This is a genomic window from Rhodovarius lipocyclicus (assembly GCF_009900765.1).
GTDB lineage: Bacteria > Pseudomonadota > Alphaproteobacteria > Acetobacterales > Acetobacteraceae > Rhodovarius > Rhodovarius lipocyclicus.
This window is the reverse complement of the sequence record NZ_JAAABL010000001.1, coordinates 436,374-453,079: the sequence shown is the minus strand read 5'-3', so window position 1 is coordinate 453,079 and position 16,706 is coordinate 436,374. Positions and strand designations below refer to the sequence as shown.

18 protein-coding genes are annotated in these 16,706 nt (G+C 66.1%); 2 read left to right on the top strand and 16 right to left on the bottom strand.

The features are described 5' to 3' along the window. The first annotated feature begins 57 nt into the window (after positions 1 to 57). A complete protein-coding gene (locus GT007_RS02360; protein ID WP_236571447.1) occupies positions 58 to 1,041 on the top strand; it encodes a Bug family tripartite tricarboxylate transporter substrate binding protein in 984 nt (327 codons plus the stop codon). Then, a complete protein-coding gene (locus tag GT007_RS02355) occupies positions 1,031 to 1,879 on the top strand; it encodes an alpha/beta hydrolase (RefSeq protein WP_160119939.1) in 849 nt (282 codons plus the stop codon). Before GT007_RS02360 ends, GT007_RS02355 begins: the two co-directional genes overlap by 11 nt. 47 nt (positions 1,880 to 1,926) lie before the next feature. On the opposite strand, the gene GT007_RS02350 is transcribed toward GT007_RS02355, so the two are convergent. The 16 genes from GT007_RS02350 to dcd all read right to left on the bottom strand — a co-directional run bounded on the left by GT007_RS02350 (position 1,927) and on the right by dcd (position 16,658). Then, positions 1,927 to 2,541, bottom strand: a complete 615-nt coding sequence (locus GT007_RS02350) for an O-methyltransferase (protein ID WP_160119938.1) — start codon at positions 2,539 to 2,541, stop codon at positions 1,927 to 1,929. A 90-nt stretch (positions 2,542 to 2,631) separates the two neighbouring features. Continuing rightward, positions 2,632 to 3,282: a hypothetical protein gene (locus tag GT007_RS02345; protein ID WP_160119937.1), complete on the bottom strand. Its 651-nt coding sequence runs from the start codon at positions 3,280 to 3,282 to the stop codon at positions 2,632 to 2,634. 218 nt (positions 3,283 to 3,500) lie between these two features. After that, on the bottom strand, positions 3,501 to 4,442 hold the full coding sequence (locus GT007_RS02340; RefSeq protein ID WP_160119936.1) for a DUF4422 domain-containing protein: 942 nt from the start codon (positions 4,440 to 4,442) through the stop codon (positions 3,501 to 3,503). Between the two features lie 10 nt (positions 4,443 to 4,452). Next, positions 4,453 to 6,003 carry a glycosyltransferase family 2 protein gene (locus tag GT007_RS02335; protein ID WP_160119935.1) on the bottom strand — a complete coding sequence of 517 codons (1,551 nt, stop codon included), beginning with the start codon at positions 6,001 to 6,003 and terminating at the stop codon, positions 4,453 to 4,455. A 47-nt stretch (positions 6,004 to 6,050) separates the two neighbouring features. Next, on the bottom strand, positions 6,051 to 7,337 hold the full coding sequence (locus GT007_RS02330) for a protoporphyrinogen/coproporphyrinogen oxidase (protein WP_160119934.1): 1,287 nt from the start codon (positions 7,335 to 7,337) through the stop codon (positions 6,051 to 6,053). Then, the gene (locus tag GT007_RS02325; RefSeq protein WP_160119933.1) at positions 7,334 to 8,227 is read right to left on the bottom strand and encodes an SDR family oxidoreductase; all 894 of its coding nucleotides are present in this window, start codon (positions 8,225 to 8,227) and stop codon (positions 7,334 to 7,336) included. Before GT007_RS02325 ends, GT007_RS02330 begins: the two co-directional genes overlap by 4 nt. Next, positions 8,224 to 9,345, bottom strand: a complete 1,122-nt coding sequence (gene rfbG / locus GT007_RS02320; protein ID WP_236571446.1) for a CDP-glucose 4,6-dehydratase — start codon at positions 9,343 to 9,345, stop codon at positions 8,224 to 8,226. Before rfbG ends, GT007_RS02325 begins: the two co-directional genes overlap by 4 nt. A gap of 22 nt (positions 9,346 to 9,367) precedes the next feature. Further along, positions 9,368 to 10,144: a glucose-1-phosphate cytidylyltransferase gene (gene rfbF / locus GT007_RS02315; protein WP_328798929.1), complete on the bottom strand. Its 777-nt coding sequence runs from the start codon at positions 10,142 to 10,144 to the stop codon at positions 9,368 to 9,370. A gap of 557 nt (positions 10,145 to 10,701) precedes the next feature. After that, the gene (locus GT007_RS02310; RefSeq protein WP_160119931.1) at positions 10,702 to 10,875 is read right to left on the bottom strand and encodes a DNA gyrase inhibitor YacG; all 174 of its coding nucleotides are present in this window, start codon (positions 10,873 to 10,875) and stop codon (positions 10,702 to 10,704) included. Further along, positions 10,862 to 11,944 carry a ribonuclease E/G gene (locus tag GT007_RS22730; RefSeq protein WP_268894536.1) on the bottom strand — a complete coding sequence of 361 codons (1,083 nt, stop codon included), beginning with the start codon at positions 11,942 to 11,944 and terminating at the stop codon, positions 10,862 to 10,864. The genes GT007_RS02310 and GT007_RS22730 overlap by 14 nt, the downstream gene beginning before the upstream one ends. Then, positions 11,941 to 12,516: a Maf family protein gene (locus GT007_RS02300; RefSeq protein ID WP_160119930.1), complete on the bottom strand. Its 576-nt coding sequence runs from the start codon at positions 12,514 to 12,516 to the stop codon at positions 11,941 to 11,943. Before GT007_RS02300 ends, GT007_RS22730 begins: the two co-directional genes overlap by 4 nt. 29 nt (positions 12,517 to 12,545) lie before the next feature. Beyond that, positions 12,546 to 12,764 carry a translation initiation factor IF-1 gene (gene infA, locus GT007_RS02295; RefSeq protein ID WP_160119929.1) on the bottom strand — a complete coding sequence of 73 codons (219 nt, stop codon included), beginning with the start codon at positions 12,762 to 12,764 and terminating at the stop codon, positions 12,546 to 12,548. Positions 12,765 to 12,859: 95 nt separating this feature from the next. Then, the gene (hisD, locus tag GT007_RS02290; protein ID WP_160119928.1) at positions 12,860 to 14,158 is read right to left on the bottom strand and encodes a histidinol dehydrogenase; all 1,299 of its coding nucleotides are present in this window, start codon (positions 14,156 to 14,158) and stop codon (positions 12,860 to 12,862) included. Further along, positions 14,155 to 14,838, bottom strand: coding sequence for an ATP phosphoribosyltransferase (hisG, locus tag GT007_RS02285; RefSeq protein ID WP_160119927.1), 684 nt, complete (start codon positions 14,836 to 14,838; stop codon positions 14,155 to 14,157). Before hisG ends, hisD begins: the two co-directional genes overlap by 4 nt. Positions 14,839 to 14,841: 3 nt before the next feature. Further along, the gene (murA, locus tag GT007_RS02280; protein WP_160119926.1) at positions 14,842 to 16,101 is read right to left on the bottom strand and encodes a UDP-N-acetylglucosamine 1-carboxyvinyltransferase; all 1,260 of its coding nucleotides are present in this window, start codon (positions 16,099 to 16,101) and stop codon (positions 14,842 to 14,844) included. A gap of 2 nt (positions 16,102 to 16,103) precedes the next feature. Beyond that, positions 16,104 to 16,658 (bottom strand): dCTP deaminase, encoded by a 555-nt coding sequence (gene dcd, locus GT007_RS02275; protein ID WP_160119925.1) that lies wholly within the window; start codon positions 16,656 to 16,658, stop codon positions 16,104 to 16,106. Between the last annotated feature and the right edge of the window lie 48 nt (positions 16,659 to 16,706).

Here is a 16,706-nt window from a genome sequence, read left to right as displayed (position 1 = left end):
TTCCCGGGCGTTGCGCCATGCTTGGTGCAACGTTTGAACAAGCCGTAGGGAAACTCCATGACAACCCGCCGTATGCTGCTGGCTGCCCCATTCGCAGCGCCCGCCCTGCTGCCCAGCCTGGCCCGCGCGCAGGGCTGGCGCCCCAGCGCGCCCATGCGCATCGTGATCAACGCCGCGCCCGGCGGCACCACGGACATCATGGGCCGGCTGCTGGCCCAGCATCTGCAGACGCGCTGGAACACCCAGGTGGTGGCGGACAACCGCTCGGGCGGCGGCGGCACCATCGGCTCGGCGGAGGCGCTGCGCACGCCCGCCGACGGCACCACGCTGCTGGCCAGCAATATCGGGCCCAACGCCATCGCCTATTCGCTGTTCCGCAACTTGCAGTACCGGCCGGAATCCTTCGCGCCCGTGGGGGGCATGATCCGCGGGCCGAACGTGCTGCTGGTGCATCCCTCCATCCCCGCGCGCACGGCGGCGGAGTTCGTGGCCTATCTGAAGGCCAATCCGGGGCTGCCTTATGGCTCCTCGGGCGTGGGGCAGTCGCCGCACCTGTCGGGCGTGTGGTTCACCCAGCTGACGGGCACGGAGGCCACCCATGTGCCCTTCCGTGGCGCCGGGCCGCTGATGGTCGATCTCATCGCCGGCAATGTGAAGTTCAGCTTCGACAACCTGACCAGCAGCGTGCAGCAGATCCGCAGCGGGCAGGTGCGGGCGCTGGGCGTGACGAGTGCCGACCGCAACGCCCAGATGCCCGAACTGCCCGCCCTGCGGGAGACGATGGCCGAACTCGCCCCCTATGACGTGAACACCTGGTTCGGCATGTTCGCCCATGTGAACACCCCGCGTGAGGCGATCCTGGCGATCAATGCCGAGATCAACGTGCTGCTCAACAGCGATGAGACCAAGGCCCGCTTCGCCCAGATGGGCGGCGTGCCCATGCCCGGTAGCCCCGAGGATTTCGGCAATTTCGTCCGCGCGGAGACGGAGAAGTGGGGCGGCGTGATCCGGCGTGAAGGCCTGCAGATGGATGCGACATGATCTGACCCGGCGCGCGGCGGTGGGGCTGGCCCTGGCGATGCCCGGGCTGGCGCGCGCCGCCGTGCCCGCCGGTGCCTCCCGCATGGAGGTGCGGGAGGAGAGTTCCGCCGACGGCATCCTGCCCCTGTGGCTGTACCGCCCGGCGGGCTGGGCGGCTGGCGGGCGGGTGTTGGCGGTGCTGCACGGCGCGGGCCGGGATGCCGACCGCTACCGCGACACCTGGGCCCCGCAGGCCGAGGCCGCCCAGGCGCTGTTGATCTGCCCCGAATTCTCCCGCGCGGCCTATCCGAGGGGGGCTTCCTACAATGAGGGGCGGGTGCCTGGGCATCCGCCGGCCTATCTGGCCCTGCCGCGTGCCGTGGCGGCGGCCCGGGCGGCGGCGGGGGATGTTGGGGACCGACCCTTCGAGGCTTACGGCCATTCCGCCGGGGCGCAGTTCCTGCACCGCTTCCTGCTGCTGTGCGGCGCGCCCGGGGCAGGGCGGATGGTGGCGGCCAATGCCGGCTTCTACAGCTTTCCCAGCCTGGATGTGGCCTGGCCCTATGGGTTGGGCGGGGTGGGGGATGCGGCGGTGCTGAAGGCCGCGCTGGCCCGCCCGCTGACCGTGCTGCTGGGGGAGGCGGATACCGACACCCAGCACCCCGAGCTGCGCCGCACGCCCCAGGCGATGGCGCAGGGGCCCTATCGCCTCGCGCGCGGGCAGGCCTTCTTCGCGGCGGGGCGGGAGGCGGCGGCCCGGCTGGGGGTGGAATTCGGCTGGCGGCTAGGCACGGTGCCCGGTGTGGCCCATTCCAACGCCGGCATGGCGCCACGTGCTGCCCAGGCGCTGTGGGGTTAGAATGCAAGTCGATCGGAGTGCCCTGCTCTGGTGACGGGCCTGCAACTTTACGCGGGCTCGAGCGGCGTCACGCTGAGCGCCCGGTACTTCTGCATGACCGTCAGCCCGTGCCGGTAGGGCAGGCTCTCCTGGTGCCGTGACATTGGTGGATGGAGCGAGAATGCATCATAGCCGAGAGACTTCAACTCATTCACCAGCCGTCGTTCCACCGCCTGGTGGACGAAGCCGCCCTCCGTTTCGTAGGACCACGGGACGAACTTATGAGGATGCAGATTGGTGTCGTGCAGTGCGAGGACGGTATGCTCATCCACCGCGCCGGCGCTGGTCAGGCGCATGAACAACTCCAATTGCGCATCATAGGCGTGCGCATCGAAAAAGAGGAGATCCAGGGTTGCGTGGCGGATGTCTGCCGGCTCGATTGCCGCGCAATCCTTGACGATCACCACATGGTTCTCGCCCAACTGCGGCACGGGGCTGAGGTCCACTGTGAACAGCGTGCCTCCCTCACCCATGGCGGCGAGAAAATTGCGCGCGCTATAGCCGTCCAGCCCGCCAATCTCGAGGATATTGCGACAGCGCAGGACCCGGACCAAGCTGAACAGGAACAGCGCCTCGTCGTCCTGTATGGGACCGACGACGTCCTGCGCATCGGATTGGGTCAAGTGCCCCAGTTCATAATGGACCATGCTGAACCTTTGGCTTTGCTGCTGCAGAAGGCCGCAGCCTGACCCACCAAATTGGGCAGGCGGGGCCTAGCTCGCAGCCAGCCGTTGCACCGCCTCCATCAACGCGGCCTCTACCATCGGCCGCACCGTCTGCTTGAGGTGAATGCCGTCGTAGGTGATGCCATCGCGTGGCAGTAGGTTCTCATGTAGCAGATCACGCAGGACCGTGAAATGCGTGATCGAAGGATGGCCAGCCGTCTTGGCCGCCACCAACCCGTCAAAGATCAGTGCGCAGCGATTCCGTTCCGCCGCGGGGCCCACGAAGGGGAAGGCGAGGTCCTGATGGGTGTTCTCATCCGGTGAGGGGGCCGGGCTCTGCACCAGGCAAGGGATATCGTACTTGGCATTGATGCCCTGAACCACCGCCAGATAGCGATCCACCGTTTCCTCGATGATCGTCTCGACCGGCCGCTGCTGGCGCTCCGCCTGCTTGAGGAAATCCGCGCGGCAATCAATCTCGCCAAAACAGAAGATCGCGTGCGAGTAGAGCGACCTGTGCGTGTCGAGCCACTGGTCGACCGTCGTGTCGAGACTCTCGCGGATCTTGTGGGCCTGATAGGCAATGGTGGGCCCGCAGTGGAACACATGATAGCGGTCATCGTCGCTCTGCGTGCGCGAGAAGTCGTCACGCCCGGACCAGAAGAAGGAATGACTGTCCCCGACTGCCAGGAATCTCATGCCCTCACCTCGACGGCGCGGACTGGCTCGCAGTTAGAGCCCCTATAAAGGCCATCGGGAAAGAACGAAATCATGTGCATCAGGCTAAGCCAGCCTCAATTTTATTCAATCTATTTTTGGGTGCTCAAGATCAATCAGAAGGGCATCGGCACTGAATATCCGGCCGATGCCCTTCCACTGAGGGTGCGAGCTTGAACCATTGATCGGTCCGATCTGGATCAGTCCGGCTGGTACAGGTCGATCTTCAGCCGCGGCAGGGAGAAGGTGATGCCGTTCTGGAACCGCGTCATCACCTCACGGCTCGACTCCTTCCGGCGCTGCTGCAGTTTGACGTTAGAGGCCGCAGGCAACTTGCCGAACAGCCGTTCGAACTCCACGAAGGTCGCCCCCTCCCGCCGCTTCTGCTCCAGGAACACGTTGAAGATGCGCTCGGCGATGAAGCCCAGCATGCGGGTCTGGCCACTTGAGGGGCCGTAGACTTCGGCGCTCGTGTCGATACGTTCCTGCACGTAGAACAGGATCGAGAAAAGCCACGTCATATAGGCGTCGAAGATTTCCCAACGCATGACGTACATGTGACAGAAATAGCCCATCTGCCCGTACAGCGTTTCCTCGTAGCCCGCGTATTCATGCGGGTAGAGTTCGCGCATGCCTTGCATCGCAAGGTTGATGTCCCGCGAGAGATGCGCATTGCGATAGTGGGTATACAGGGAGCAGGGCTGGTCCCACTGGGGCGGGCGCGTGATCACCTCGCGGAAAGGCAATGCCACATCCGCGTCGCCGATCGCATCCATGATCGCCTTCTCGCTCCAGCCGAAACGCTCGATGCTCTCAGGGCTGAAATCGTAGAAATTTCGCTCCGACCAATGCGCCTCCGGGCACAGCGGCGCCCCGAAGTTGAGAAAGCGGCGATAGTGAAAGAAGCCGACATATTTCGACTTCGGAGCATTCTTCCAGACCCAATACATGGAAGACACCTCGGCATAGTATTCATTGAATGCCGATATGCTGTCTCCGCTGTCGTCTCCCACGGTGCCGGGAAGTATCGTCGTGGTCAGTGCCCGTCCACCCTGGATGGGCTGAAAATGCCGCTCCGCTGGGAAGCCGATGGAGTTCTTGCTCACGATATAGATTTTCAGATCGTCTGGTGCTTTCGTCATCGCGTCGCTCCTATTCGATATGAAAACTGTGGAACCACATGGCCGTGTAGTACGCCGGGCCGGGCGCTCCTCGAAGCGCGCTCAGGCTCAGGATGAATTCCTCGCCCTTCTTGATCTCGGGGAAGGTCGCGGCCATCAGGGCAATCCGCTGGCCCACGGGGAATTCCACCACCGTTTCGGCCAGAATAGAGGCGTCGGAAGGGCGGATCACCCGGATTCTGGCCTTGATGGCCACCTCGCGCTCCGGTTGGAATGCTTCGGCAATGCAGGTGCACGCCTTGGCTGCCCAAGGGGCGCGCATAGTCATGCGAACCTCGGCCGGTTCGGTGCCATCGTCATGGATGGGCGGCAGCAGCGTCGGCGTGTTGTATGTGATCGCAGCGGCGGGCCATTCCGGCGCATGCGCGTACCGCTCCGGCACGCAATCCACGGCCGTGACGGCCTCATGGATGGCGGTGACCCCCGTCTTGTCCTTTGCCTCGGCTGTGCTCGAATCCTGCGGCGACAGCCGGACATGCAACCGCTTCTTGCCCAGGCTCAGCGACAGGCCGCGCTCGTCGCCCTGGAACTCGTTGGCTTCGCGCTGCAGCAGGCGTCGGAATGCCTCCGGGCTGTCCAGCTCCCGGATATGCAGCACGCGGAACAGATACTCCCGCGGGATATAAGTGATGGCGGAGCCGAGCCGGCTGAGGTCGAGAGCGCGGAAAACCTTGCTCGCCAAGTTATAATAGGCGCTGAAAACGAGATTGTTGGCGAGCAGGGCGGGCCTGGCTTTGTCGCTCACATAGATGATCTCGTTGATCTCGCGGACGGTCCATTCGGGATAGACCTCGTCGTAGAGGCCCGCCCGCTGCAGGCTTCGCCGCGCCAGGTCATGGGCACGGAATACGTCCACCGCGACCTTGAGGCCGCTGGTCAGCGAATTCCCGCGCACCCGGTAATAATAGAAAGGGGCGTTGACCACGGAAATCCGCTGCGCCGCCGGGAGCACTTGCCACTTAAAGGGAATGTCTTCCGAAGTCTCCTTCACGAAGCGGATGTGGTTCCGCTCGATCAGATCGCGCCGGTACATCTTGTCCCACACCGGGGTGGGCATAAGCAGCACCTCGCGCGCATCCCTCCAGTGAAAGGGCGTGTCGATGTACTTGAGGGCCGGATCCAAATCGTTGATCAGAATTCGCCGGCCATTGGAATAGGCACCGTAATAGGCGCCGATAATGATATCCGCGTTGGTCCGCTCGCCTTCCGCATAGAAAGCTTCCAGGCAGCCGTGATCCAGCCAGTCGTCGCTATCGACGAAGACGACATACTTGCCGGTAGCGACGTCCAGGGCGGTGTTGCGGGCAAAGCCGAGACCCTGGTTCTCCTGGTCGATCAATCGGATACGGGAATCCTCCCGTGCCTTGCGCAGCGCCACCTCGCGTGAGCGGTCGGTGGCGCCGTCATTGACGACGATGATCTCGATGTCCCGCAGGGTCTGGGCGGAGATCGTGTCCAGGCATTTCTCCAGGTACGTCTCGACATTGTAGACTGGAACGATGACGGAAACCTTCGGTTCCATGTGTCAGAACCTTTTCCGCATGTTGGGGGATCGAGGGGAGTGGCCGTTCATGGCGCTCCTTCTCCATGCAGGAAGGCGGCCTCTCCGGCGTTCAGGCCGCTCAGCATCGCCTGGTTGCTCCAGAGATATTCCCAGACGCCGAAACGCCCGGCCAAGTGAATTCCCTGTGCTCGCACCCAGTCGCGCACCAGATCGCGCCGCTGTTCCATGCCCAGGTCGAACACCACATTTCCGTAGGGCAGTCTGGTGTGGTGCACAAAGAGGATGTCGCTCTCATCGGCCAGGCCCATCCGCTTGAGCCCCTCGACAGTGTTGCGCTTCAGCTCCTCGACACTGTGGGTCTGCGGCTTGCGCACCGAGGAATAGATCTCGAACTGGAGCGAGCTGCACCCTTCAGGCGCATTGGCTGGCGATTTCCAGTCGGGCGCATAGGCACGGGCAGCCAGGATCTCGCGATCGTAGATGTAGAACCAAAGGGTGGGCGATACGCGCGGCCGGTTGAAGCCGATCGAGATCAGGTCGATCTGGGTGGCGAACAGGCTCCCGGCCGCCTCCCGCACCGCGGCGGGGGCATCCGGCATCAACTCGATCAACCGGGGCAGCGGGAGGGTGGAGACCAGCGCCTTGTAGTCGGCCTCGACACCATTGGCGAAGGTGATGCGGCGTGCATCCGCGTCGATCCGCACCGCGCGATGCCCGGTCCGCAGGTCGGCCCCTTCCATCATCGGCTCGATGAAGTGGCGATAGCCGCCTTCCTCGGGGTAGCGCATCTCCTTCGCGTAGAAGGCGTTCGGCGTATCGTCCGTGAAGGCGCCGGCCAGCACCTCTCGCAGGTCGGCGCGGCGTACCCGCTGGCCGATCCAGTCAGTGCTGAGCTCTTCGGCCGGAACGGTCCAATATTTTTCAGTATAAACCATAGGCCAGCGGCTAGCGATGGGGAGCCCATACTGATGAATTAGCCAGTCGCGGTAGTTATTGATCTCGACGTTCGGTGCTTCCACCAGGCCGGCTATGAGTTCCACACGTTCAGCGGCCGGCAGTGCGTGCATGTTATTCTGAACGGGATGGCGCAGCCACAGGGTCTGATCCCAGTTCACTGATTCCGGTTGGTGCGTATGATACGGCGCCTTATCGAAGACACGGCGCACCTCCTGCTCCGTGGCAAAGGACAGATGCACAGCGCGGTCGAAGCGGAAGCCTTCGACGACGAAATTGTCGAGCAACCCGCCGGCGCGCTCTGCCGCCTCGTAGATGGTGACCGGGATACCCTCGCCCCGTGCCTTATAGGCCGCCGCGAGCCCCGAGATGCCGGCGCCCAGTACGATATTGCTCATTGCGCTTTGCATTTCCGCTGGATCGTTTCGATTTCTACCCATGCGGTACTCGCCCGCAGGGCGGCCACATAGGCGTCGATGGAACTGTCCCAGGCTGGCATCATGTCGAGGCCGAGGAGACCGAGCCGCTGATTCACCGCCATCTCATTGGGAGAGACGGGCGCGCGGCGGGCGAAGGCCCCACGCGGCACCAACCGACAATCCAGCCCCCCGGCCCGCACGATCCGCTCCACATAGGCAAAGCGGCTGGTGCCATCCTGACTGACGCAATTGTAGGTGCCGCAGAGGCCGGCCTCGATCAGCGCCATGGTCTGCGCCACGACATCGCCCACATAGGTGGGATTGCCGAACTGGGCCGTGTCGCTTCCGAGTTCATCCTCGGCCGCCGCCTCCAGCAGCCGCTTCCAGACGAAGTTCTTCTTGTGCCCCGGGCCGCCGCCGAACAGCCAGCCAGTGCGCAGGATCACATGCTCGGGTGCCGCCTCGCGCACCGCCGCCTCGCCGGAAACCTTGGAGCTGTGATGGACCGTGGTCGGACGGACCGGGTCCTCCTCGCTGTAGGGCGTTGTCTTCCATGCGCCGTAGCAGCCGGTGCTGGAGAAATGGACCAGGCGCATTCCCGCCCGCCGGCATGCTATGGCCAGCAGCCCAGGCAGCATGGAGTTCGCAGCCAGGGCGCGGTCGGGATTGTCCTCCGCGGCCTCGGCATCCACATCGGCGGCGCAATTGATCAGGACCGAGGCCCCGCTCGTCGCCACCATCCGCATGACCGCAGCCGGGTCGCGTATGTCCAGCGCTGTCCTTGGCACCAGCGTCGCACGCGGCCCGAGCGCTTCGGCGAAACTGCTGCCGAGCATGCCCGTCGCACCGGTCAGCAGTATCTCCGTCATGCGGCGGCCTGCGTCCAGTGGCGGCCCCGGGCGGTGGCGAGCGCCACATAGCAGTCGATTTGAGCGAGGGTGAGCGTGTGCGGGTCCGCGCCACCCTTCAGCACATCCCGATACCACGTGCCGGTCATGTCGACGCATTCGTCGTAGAGCAGCGTTGGTTCCCAGCGGAGCATTTGCAGCGCCTTGTCGCAGTTCAAGCGCAGCAACCCTGCCTCGGCGAAGGGCGGCTCCTTCAGCGCCTCATAGGCAGCGGCGTGGTCCTCGAAGCCCCACACCCGCGCCAGATCGCCAAGCAGTTCCAGCACCGTGCGCGGACGCTCGGCGGGTGGGCCAAAATTGAAGCCTTCGCCGTTCAGGGACGGGCTCTGAGCCGCCGCGGCCGTCAGGGCGAGATAGCCGCTCAGTGGCTCCAGGACGTGCTGCCAGGGGCGCGTGGAGGAGGGGCGGCGAAGCTGGACCACCCCGCCCGCGGGCCATGCGCGCATGCAGTCCGCGACGATCCGGTCGGCCGCCCAGTCGCCGCCCCCGATCACATTGCCGGCACGGGCGGAGACGACGCGCACGGGCGAACCGGGTGCGCTGAAGAAGGATTTGTAGAAGGAGCGCGTGACGATCTCCGCCGCGCCCTTGGAGGCGCTGTAGACGTCCTTGCCGCCCATCGGGTCAATCTCGCGATAGCCCCAGATCTGCTCGATATTCTCGTAGCACTTGTCGCTGGTGACGACGAGCGCGGTGCAGGGGCGCGCCTGTCGGCGCAACCCGTCAAGGACGACCGCAGTGCCCATGACGTTGCTCGAAATGGTCTCGAGCGGTTCCCGATAGGATGAGGAGACGATCGCCTGCGCGGCCAGGTGCAGCACGAAATCGGGCTGGAAATCCGCAACCAGCGCGTTGAAGCGGCTGGCATCGCGCACGTCGCCGATTTCGTGTCGGATACGGCTGGCCAACCCCACTGAGTCGAACAGCGCCGGGCTGGTCGGAATGTCGAAGGAATACCCGCAGACTTCAGCGCCCAGCGCTTCGAGCCAGAGGCAAAGCCAGCTTCCCTTGAAGCCCGTATGCCCCGTTACCAGCACCCGGCGCCCCCGATAGGCGCCAGCGAATTGATTGTGCGACACGATCAGACCCTCCTGGCCTTGATCACCAACGCTTCCAGGGTGCCTCGCCGGAATCCCAGAGCTCACGCAGGAAGGTAAGGTCGCGGATGGTGTCCATGCATTGCCAGAAGCCATCATGCTGGAACGCGCTGAGCTGGCCGGTGGCGGCGAGGGTCTCGAGGGGGCTGCGCTCCAGGATGGTGGCGTCGCCTTCGATCAAATCCACCACGCCCGGCTCAAACACCATGAAGCCGCCGTTGATCCAGCCCTCACCGACCTGCGGCTTTTCCTCGAAGGCCTCGACGGCGCCATCGGCAATCTTCAGGCTGCCGAAACGAGCCGGCGGCCTGACAGCGGAGATGGTCGCCGTGCGGCCCTGTTCCTCATGGAAGCGGACGAGCTCACCGATGTCGATATCGCTGACGCCGTCGCCATAGGTGGCCAGGAAGCGGCGCGGCCCAAGAAACTGAGCGGCTCGGCGGATGCGTCCGCCAGTCATGCTGTTTTCGCCGGTTTCCAGCAGATGAACCTTCCAGTTCTCGCCGGCCTCAGGATTGTGCATCGTGTACTGGCCTCCGCCGAGATCAATGCTGAGGCCACTCTGTCTGGATTTGTAATTCAAGAAGAAGTTCTTGATATAGTCGCCTTTGTATCCAAGACAGATAACAAACTCATCGACACCATGATGCGCGTACTGTTTCATGATATGCCATAGAATAGGATGCCCGCCAATCTCCACCATGGGCTTGGGCTTTACATCCGTCTCTTCTCGGAGGCGCGTCCCAAGACCGCCAGCCAGCAATACGGCAGGAATTCCCATGTTGGACACCTTTTTGCGTTACAGAGAATGAAGTTATGCTCGAGAATTTTTTGTTAGAGTACTATGGCGCACTGCACAACGATTGTGAAGAAAATAATCTTTAAGATTTACTAAATTTTAAGATTTGATGCAAAGAAGGAGAAATGCGTGCGGACGCACGCACCTGCTCGCTCATAAAACACGGCGCTAACCGTACCCTTGGCCAGCTACCATGTGCACCAATACAGTCGCGTTGCGTCCCGATCAGGCATGAGCCCTTCGCTGCGGGCTAATGTTGCAGGAACCCTGCGTAGTCGTATCTACACGGCGGATGCGGCCGCGCACAAGGGCAAATGCGCCTGCGAGATGTCACGTTAACTCTAACGATGCTGGCCACTCTTGACGACGACATTCTCGCTCATAAAGCCAAACTGACGGTCTGCTCGAATGCTGCGCCCAGGTCGCCGGCGGACCGGGCGTTTACTCAACAGGTCTGGCGGCGCAGTGCGGGATCGCGATCCTCAATCTCTGAGACAGAGACGCCCTGGGGGGCTGCGATGTCGAAGCGCCTCCGGAGCCTAGACCGCCCCGTCATCTTCCTCGCCCGAGGGCTGGGCCGGCACGGAATAGGCCTCGGTCAGCCAGCGCCCCAGATCCACCTGGCGGCACCGGTCCGAGCAGAAGGGCTTGAACGCCGCCACCATGGGCTTGCGGCAGATCGGGCAGGGCTTCGTCTTCTCAGGGGGCGTCATGGATGCCGTCCTCTCCGGGTAGCAGGGTGAGGGGATGCCCGGCACCGGCCTGGAATTCCTCCAGCGCGCCCGGCAGGTCGCGCAGCGCCGCCAGCACCGGGGCGGCGGCCGACAGCGCCAGGCGCCGGTGCGGGGTGGCCGCTGCCTCCCGCGCCGCTTGGCGCAGCAGGGCCAGGCCCCGGGTCAGCGGGCCATGCAAGGTTTCGGCCAGTGGCGGGTGCACCCGGGCACGGCGCATCTCGAACAGGCCCAGCGGGCCGGTGCCTAGCAGCTCCGCCAGCGGATCGGGGCGCAGGGCCGCGCGCAGCGGTTCTTCCAGCAGGGCACGCTCACGCGCCGGCAGCCCCGCGATGTCCAGCAGGATCGCCCCCGCCAATTGCCGCAGCCGGATCTGGCGGGCGGCCTCGGCGATCGCGGCCTCGTTCAACCGGCGCTGGGCCAGCTTGTCGGCGCTGCCAGCGGCACCGCCCGCATCCACATCCAGCGCGGTCAGGGCGTGGGTGGTCTCGATGTGCAGCGTGCCGCCGCCGGGCAGGGGGGCCTGGGGCAGGGCGAGGGCATCGAACTCCGCCTCCAGCGCATCGTCGAAGGCACGGGGGGTGTAGCTGGCGCCGAGCCGCGCGGCCTCCATGCGGTCATCGGCCAGGAAGGCGGCCTCGGGGAAGGCCGCGCGCAGGCGCTGGGCGGCATCCGGGCCGCGTTCCAGCAGGCCGGGCTCGCGGGCGGTCAGGGGCGGCGCGCGGCGGGCGGACAGGCGCGGGCCCTTCAGCCCCTGCGCCGCGCGCGTCACGCGCAGCACCAGCAACTGGCCTTCCTGCGCCACCTCCCGGATCGGGCGGCGGTCGCGGCTGGCCTCGGATTCGGGCAGGAAGCCGGTGCTGCCATCGGGCATCAGGATGAAGGCCCCGGCCATGGCGGGGGCCAGCGCCGCCACCCGGGCCGCCACCACATCGCCCACCCCATCCGGGCGGGCGGGGCGTTCCACCCAGGCTTCGGTGAGTGTGCCGTCCCGCAGCAGCGCCACCCGCCTTTCCCCCGGTGAGCGGGAGAGACGGATTTCCGTGCTCACGGTTTCAGCCAGCCTACGCCGCGCAGCAGCTGCGCGGTTTCGAACAGCGGCAGCCCCACGATGTTGGACCAGGAACCGGACATGAAGCGGCAGAACATCTCGGCCTGGCCCTGGATGGCATAGCCGCCGGCCTTGCCCTGCCATTCGCCGGAATCGACATAGGCCGCGATCTGCTGCGCCGTCAGCCGCTGGAAGGCCAAGATGGATTCCACCAGCCGCGTGCGCAGCTTGCCGTCGGGCGTCAGCAACGCGACACCGGTATAAACGCGGTGCCGCCTGCCGGAGAGGAGTTCGAGAAAGGCCTGGGCCTGAACCGCGTCACGCGGCTTGCCCAGGATGCGCCGGCCCACGCCGACCACCGTGTCGGCGGCCAGGATCATCTCCCCCGGCTGGGTGGCGGCATGGGCTTTCTGGGTGGCGAGCCGTTGCGCCAATTGGCGCGGCAATTCGGCCTTGCCGGGCGTCTCGTCGATGTCGGCCGCCCGCACCGCGTCGGGAATCACCCCGATGCGTGCCAGAAGTTCGAGACGCCGCGGACTGGCCGAGGCGAGGATGAGGGGAGGGCGCGGCATCCGGCCCGGTCCGCCTGGGCTGCCCGATTCTATTTGAAGCGGAAGGTGATGCGGCCCTTGGTCAGGTCATAGGGCGTCATTTCGACATTCACGCGGTCACCGGCCAGGACGCGGATGCGATTCTTGCGCATCTTGCCCGAGGTATGGGCGAGGACCATGTGCTCGTTGTCCAGCTTCACACGGAACATGGCGTTGGGCAGAAGCTCCACGACCTGTCCGCTGAATTCCATCATGTCTTCCTTAGACATGCATATTCGTCATTCGCTTTCGCCTTTCAGGCGGTTGATAATCTGGGTTTCGGCGCGGAACATGGTTAAGTCCCGCGTCAAGGTCAAGCGGCAGATCAGGCGGGGCGGTTCAGCCGTAACCTCTGCGCCACGCTTTCGCCATGTGCGGTCAGCCCTTCGGCACGCGCCAGCGCCACGGCGGCAGGGCCCACGGCCTCCAGCCCACGGCGCTCGGCGGCCACCCAGGTGGTCCGCTTGAGGAAGTCGAACACCGACAGCCCGGAGGCATAGCGCGCCGAGCGCCCGGTGGGCAGCACGTGGTTGGGGCCGGCGACATAGTCGCCCACCGCCTCCGGGCACCAGGGGCCGAGGAAGGCCGCGCCCGCGTGGCGGATGCGCGCGAACAGGGCCTGCGGGTCGGGCAGCATGATCTGCAGGTGTTCGGGCGCCAGGCGGTTGGTCAGCTCGGCGGCCTCGTCCCAGTCGCGCACCACCACCACGGCGCCATGGCGTCGCCAGCTCTCGTCCGCGATGGCCGCGCGCGGCAGGGTCTTCAGCGCCCGCTCCACCGCGCCCGCCACCGCGGCGCCGAAGGCCGCGTCATTGGTGATCAGGATGGATTGGGCGGCCTCGTCATGCTCGGCCTGGGCCAGCAGGTCCATGGCGACATGGGCGGGGTCGTTCGCGTTGTCGGCGATCACCACCACCTCGGAGGGGCCGGCGATGGAATCGATGCCGACCCGGCCGAAGACCTGGCGCTTGGCCTCGGCCACATAGGCATTGCCGGGGCCCACGATGCGGTCCACGGGGGCGATGCTCTCGGTGCCCCAGGCCATGGCGGCGATGGCCTGGGCCCCGCCCACGCGCCACAGCTCCGAAACCCCGGCGCGGCGGGCGGCGGCCAGCACCAGCGGGTTCAGCACGCCGTCGGGGGTGGGCACGCACATCACCACCCGCTGCACCCCGGCCACCCGGGCGGGCAGGGCGTTCATCAGCACGGAGGACGGGTAGGCCGCCTTGCCGCCCGGCACATACAGCCCCACCGCATCCAGCGCGCCCCAGCGCATGCCGAGCGTAAGCCCCGCCGGGTCATCCAGCCGGATGTCGCTGGGCATCTGCGCACGATGGAAGGCCTCGATGCGGGCGGCGGCCAGGTCCAGCGCCTCCAGCAAGGCGGGGTCCACGCTGTCCTCGGCGGCGATCAGCTCGGCCTCGGTGATGCGCAGGCCGCCGGTGGGTTGCCAGCGGTCGAACTTCGCCGTGTAGTCCAGCAGGGCCGCGTCGCCGCGCGTGCGGACATCCTGGATGATGGCGGCAACGGCGCCGTCCACCCGGTTGGTGGTCTCGCGCGCCTGCTCGACCAGGGCGGTGAAGCCGGCCTCGAAGCCGGCCTCGGCGGTGGAGAGCGTGATCACTGGATGGCACCCCGGAAGCGGGCGAGCAGCGCGCCCAGCTCATCGGGCATGGTCTTCAGCGCGCCGCGGTTGACGATGAGGCGGGAGGTGACATCGGCGATCACCTCGGTTTCCGCCAGCCCATTGGCCTTCAGCGTGCCGCCGGTCTGCACCAGGTCCACGATGACGCGCGCCAGGCCCATGGAGGGGGCGAGCTCCATCGCGCCGTTCAAGTGCACCACCTCCGCCTGCACGCCCTTGGCCGCGTAGTGGCGGCGGGCGATGTTCGGGTATTTGGTGGCGACCGACAGGCGGGACAGCCGGGCGGTGTCCAGCGGCGGCGCGTCGGTGGGCTCGGCCACCGAGACGCGGCAGCGCCCGATGCCGAGGTCGAGCGGCGCGTAGATCTCCTGATAGTCGAATTCCATCAGCACATCGCCGCCCGCGACACCCAGATGCGCCGCGCCATGGGCCACGAAGGTCGCGACATCGAAGCTGCGCACGCGGATCACCTCCACATGCGGGTCGGCGGTCTCGAAGCGCAGGCGGCGGCTGCTTTCCTCGGCGCAGTCGGGGGCGGGGGCGAGGCCCGCGCGCTCCAGCACCGGCAGCAGCTCCTTCAGGATGCGGCCCTTGGGCAGGGCCAGGATGATCGGCCCGGTGGTGCCGGCGATCGCGGGGGTTTGCAGGGGCAGGTCCATGATTCAGCTCAGCCGTTCGATATCGGCACCCACGGCGGCGAGTTTCTCCTCAAGCCGCTCATAGCCCCGATCCAGGTGATAGACGCGGTTCACGATGGTCTCGCCGCGCGCGGCGAGGCCCGCCAGAACCAGGGAGATGGAGGCGCGCAGATCCGTCGCCATGACGGGCGCGCCGGACAGCGAGGGCACGCCGCGCACGATGGCGCTCGACCCATGCACATTGATGCGCGCGCCCATGCGGTTCAGCTCGGGCACATGCATGAAGCGGTTCTCGAAGATCGTCTCCGTCACCATGCTGGCCCCCTGGGCCAGGCACATCAGGGACATGAACTGCGCCTGCATGTCGGTGGCGAAGCCGGGGAAGGGCTCGGTGACCACATCCACGCCGTGCAGGCCGTTGATGCGGCTGATGCGCAGGCCGGCGGGTTCCTCGTTCACGCCCACCCCCGCTTCCCGCAGCACGCGCGCGACGGAGCCGAGATGGTCGATGCGCGCGCCCTGCAACAGCACCTCGCCGCCCGTGATGGCGGCGGCGCAGGCGAAGCTGCCGGCCTCGATACGGTCCGGCAGCACGGGGTGGTGCGCGCCGGTCAGGCTGGGGCTGCCCTGGATGCGCAGCACGCCGGTGCCCAGCCCCTCGATGCGCGCGCCCATGCGCATCAGGCACAGGGCCAGATCCTCGATCTCGGGCTCGCGCGCCGCGTTCTGCAGCTCGGTCTCGCCTTCGGCCATGGCGGCGGCCAGCATCAGGTTCTCGGTGGCGCCGACGCTGACCACGGGGAAGATGAAGCGCGCGCCCTTCAGGCCATTGGCGGGGGCGCGGGCCTCGATATAGCCGGATTCGACCGTGATGGTCGCGCCCATGGCCTCCAGCCCCTTCAGGTGCAGGTCCACGGGGCGGGTGCCGATGGCGCAGCCGCCGGGCAGGGAGACGCGCGCGATGCCCTGGCGCGCCACCAGCGGCCCCAGCACGAGCACGGAGGCGCGCATCTTGCGCACGATGTCATAGGGCGCCTCATAGGAGGTCGCCTGGCCGCCGATGGCCAGCGTCTTGGCGGCCTTGTCGTGTTCCACCGACAGGCCGAGCTGGCGCAACAGGGCGGACATGGTGGCCACATCGGCCAGGTCCGGCACGTTGGACAGGTGCAGCGGCGTCTCGGCCAGCAGGGCGGCCGGCATCAGCGCCAGCACGGCGTTCTTGGCGCCGGAGATGGGGATGATGCCGTTCAGCGGGCGGCCGCCACGGATGCGGATGCGGTCCATCGTCAGAGCCTCGGCAGCGCCACGCCGCGCTGGCCCATGTATTTGCCCGCGCGGTCGGCGTAGCTCACCTCGGGCGCGCCCTCGCCCTTCAGGAAAATGAACTGGCAGATGCCCTCATTGGCATAGACCTTGGCGGGCAGGGGGGTGGTGTTGCTGATCTCGATCGTCACTTGGCCTTCCCATTCGGGTTCCAGCGGGGTGACGTTCACGATCAGCCCGCAGCGGGCATAGGTGGATTTGCCGAGGCAGATCACCAGCACGTCGCGCGGGATCCGGAAATATTCCACTGTGTGGGTCAGCACGAAGGAGTTGGGCGGGATGATGCAGACATCCTGCGTGCGGGTGACGAAGCCGGTGTCCGAGAACGATTTCGGGTCCACCACCGCGTTGTCCACATTGGTGAAGATCTTGAATTCGTTCGAGGCCCGGGCGTCATAGCCATAGGAGGACAGGCCGTAGCTGATGATCCCCTCCCGCTTCTGGGCGGGGGAGAAGGGCTCGATCATGCCGTGTTCCTCCGCCATCCGGCGGATCCAGCTATCGGGCATGATGGACATGGCGGAACTCCCCCTCAGGGCTCTGGCGGCTCGGGTCTAGTCCAGTGC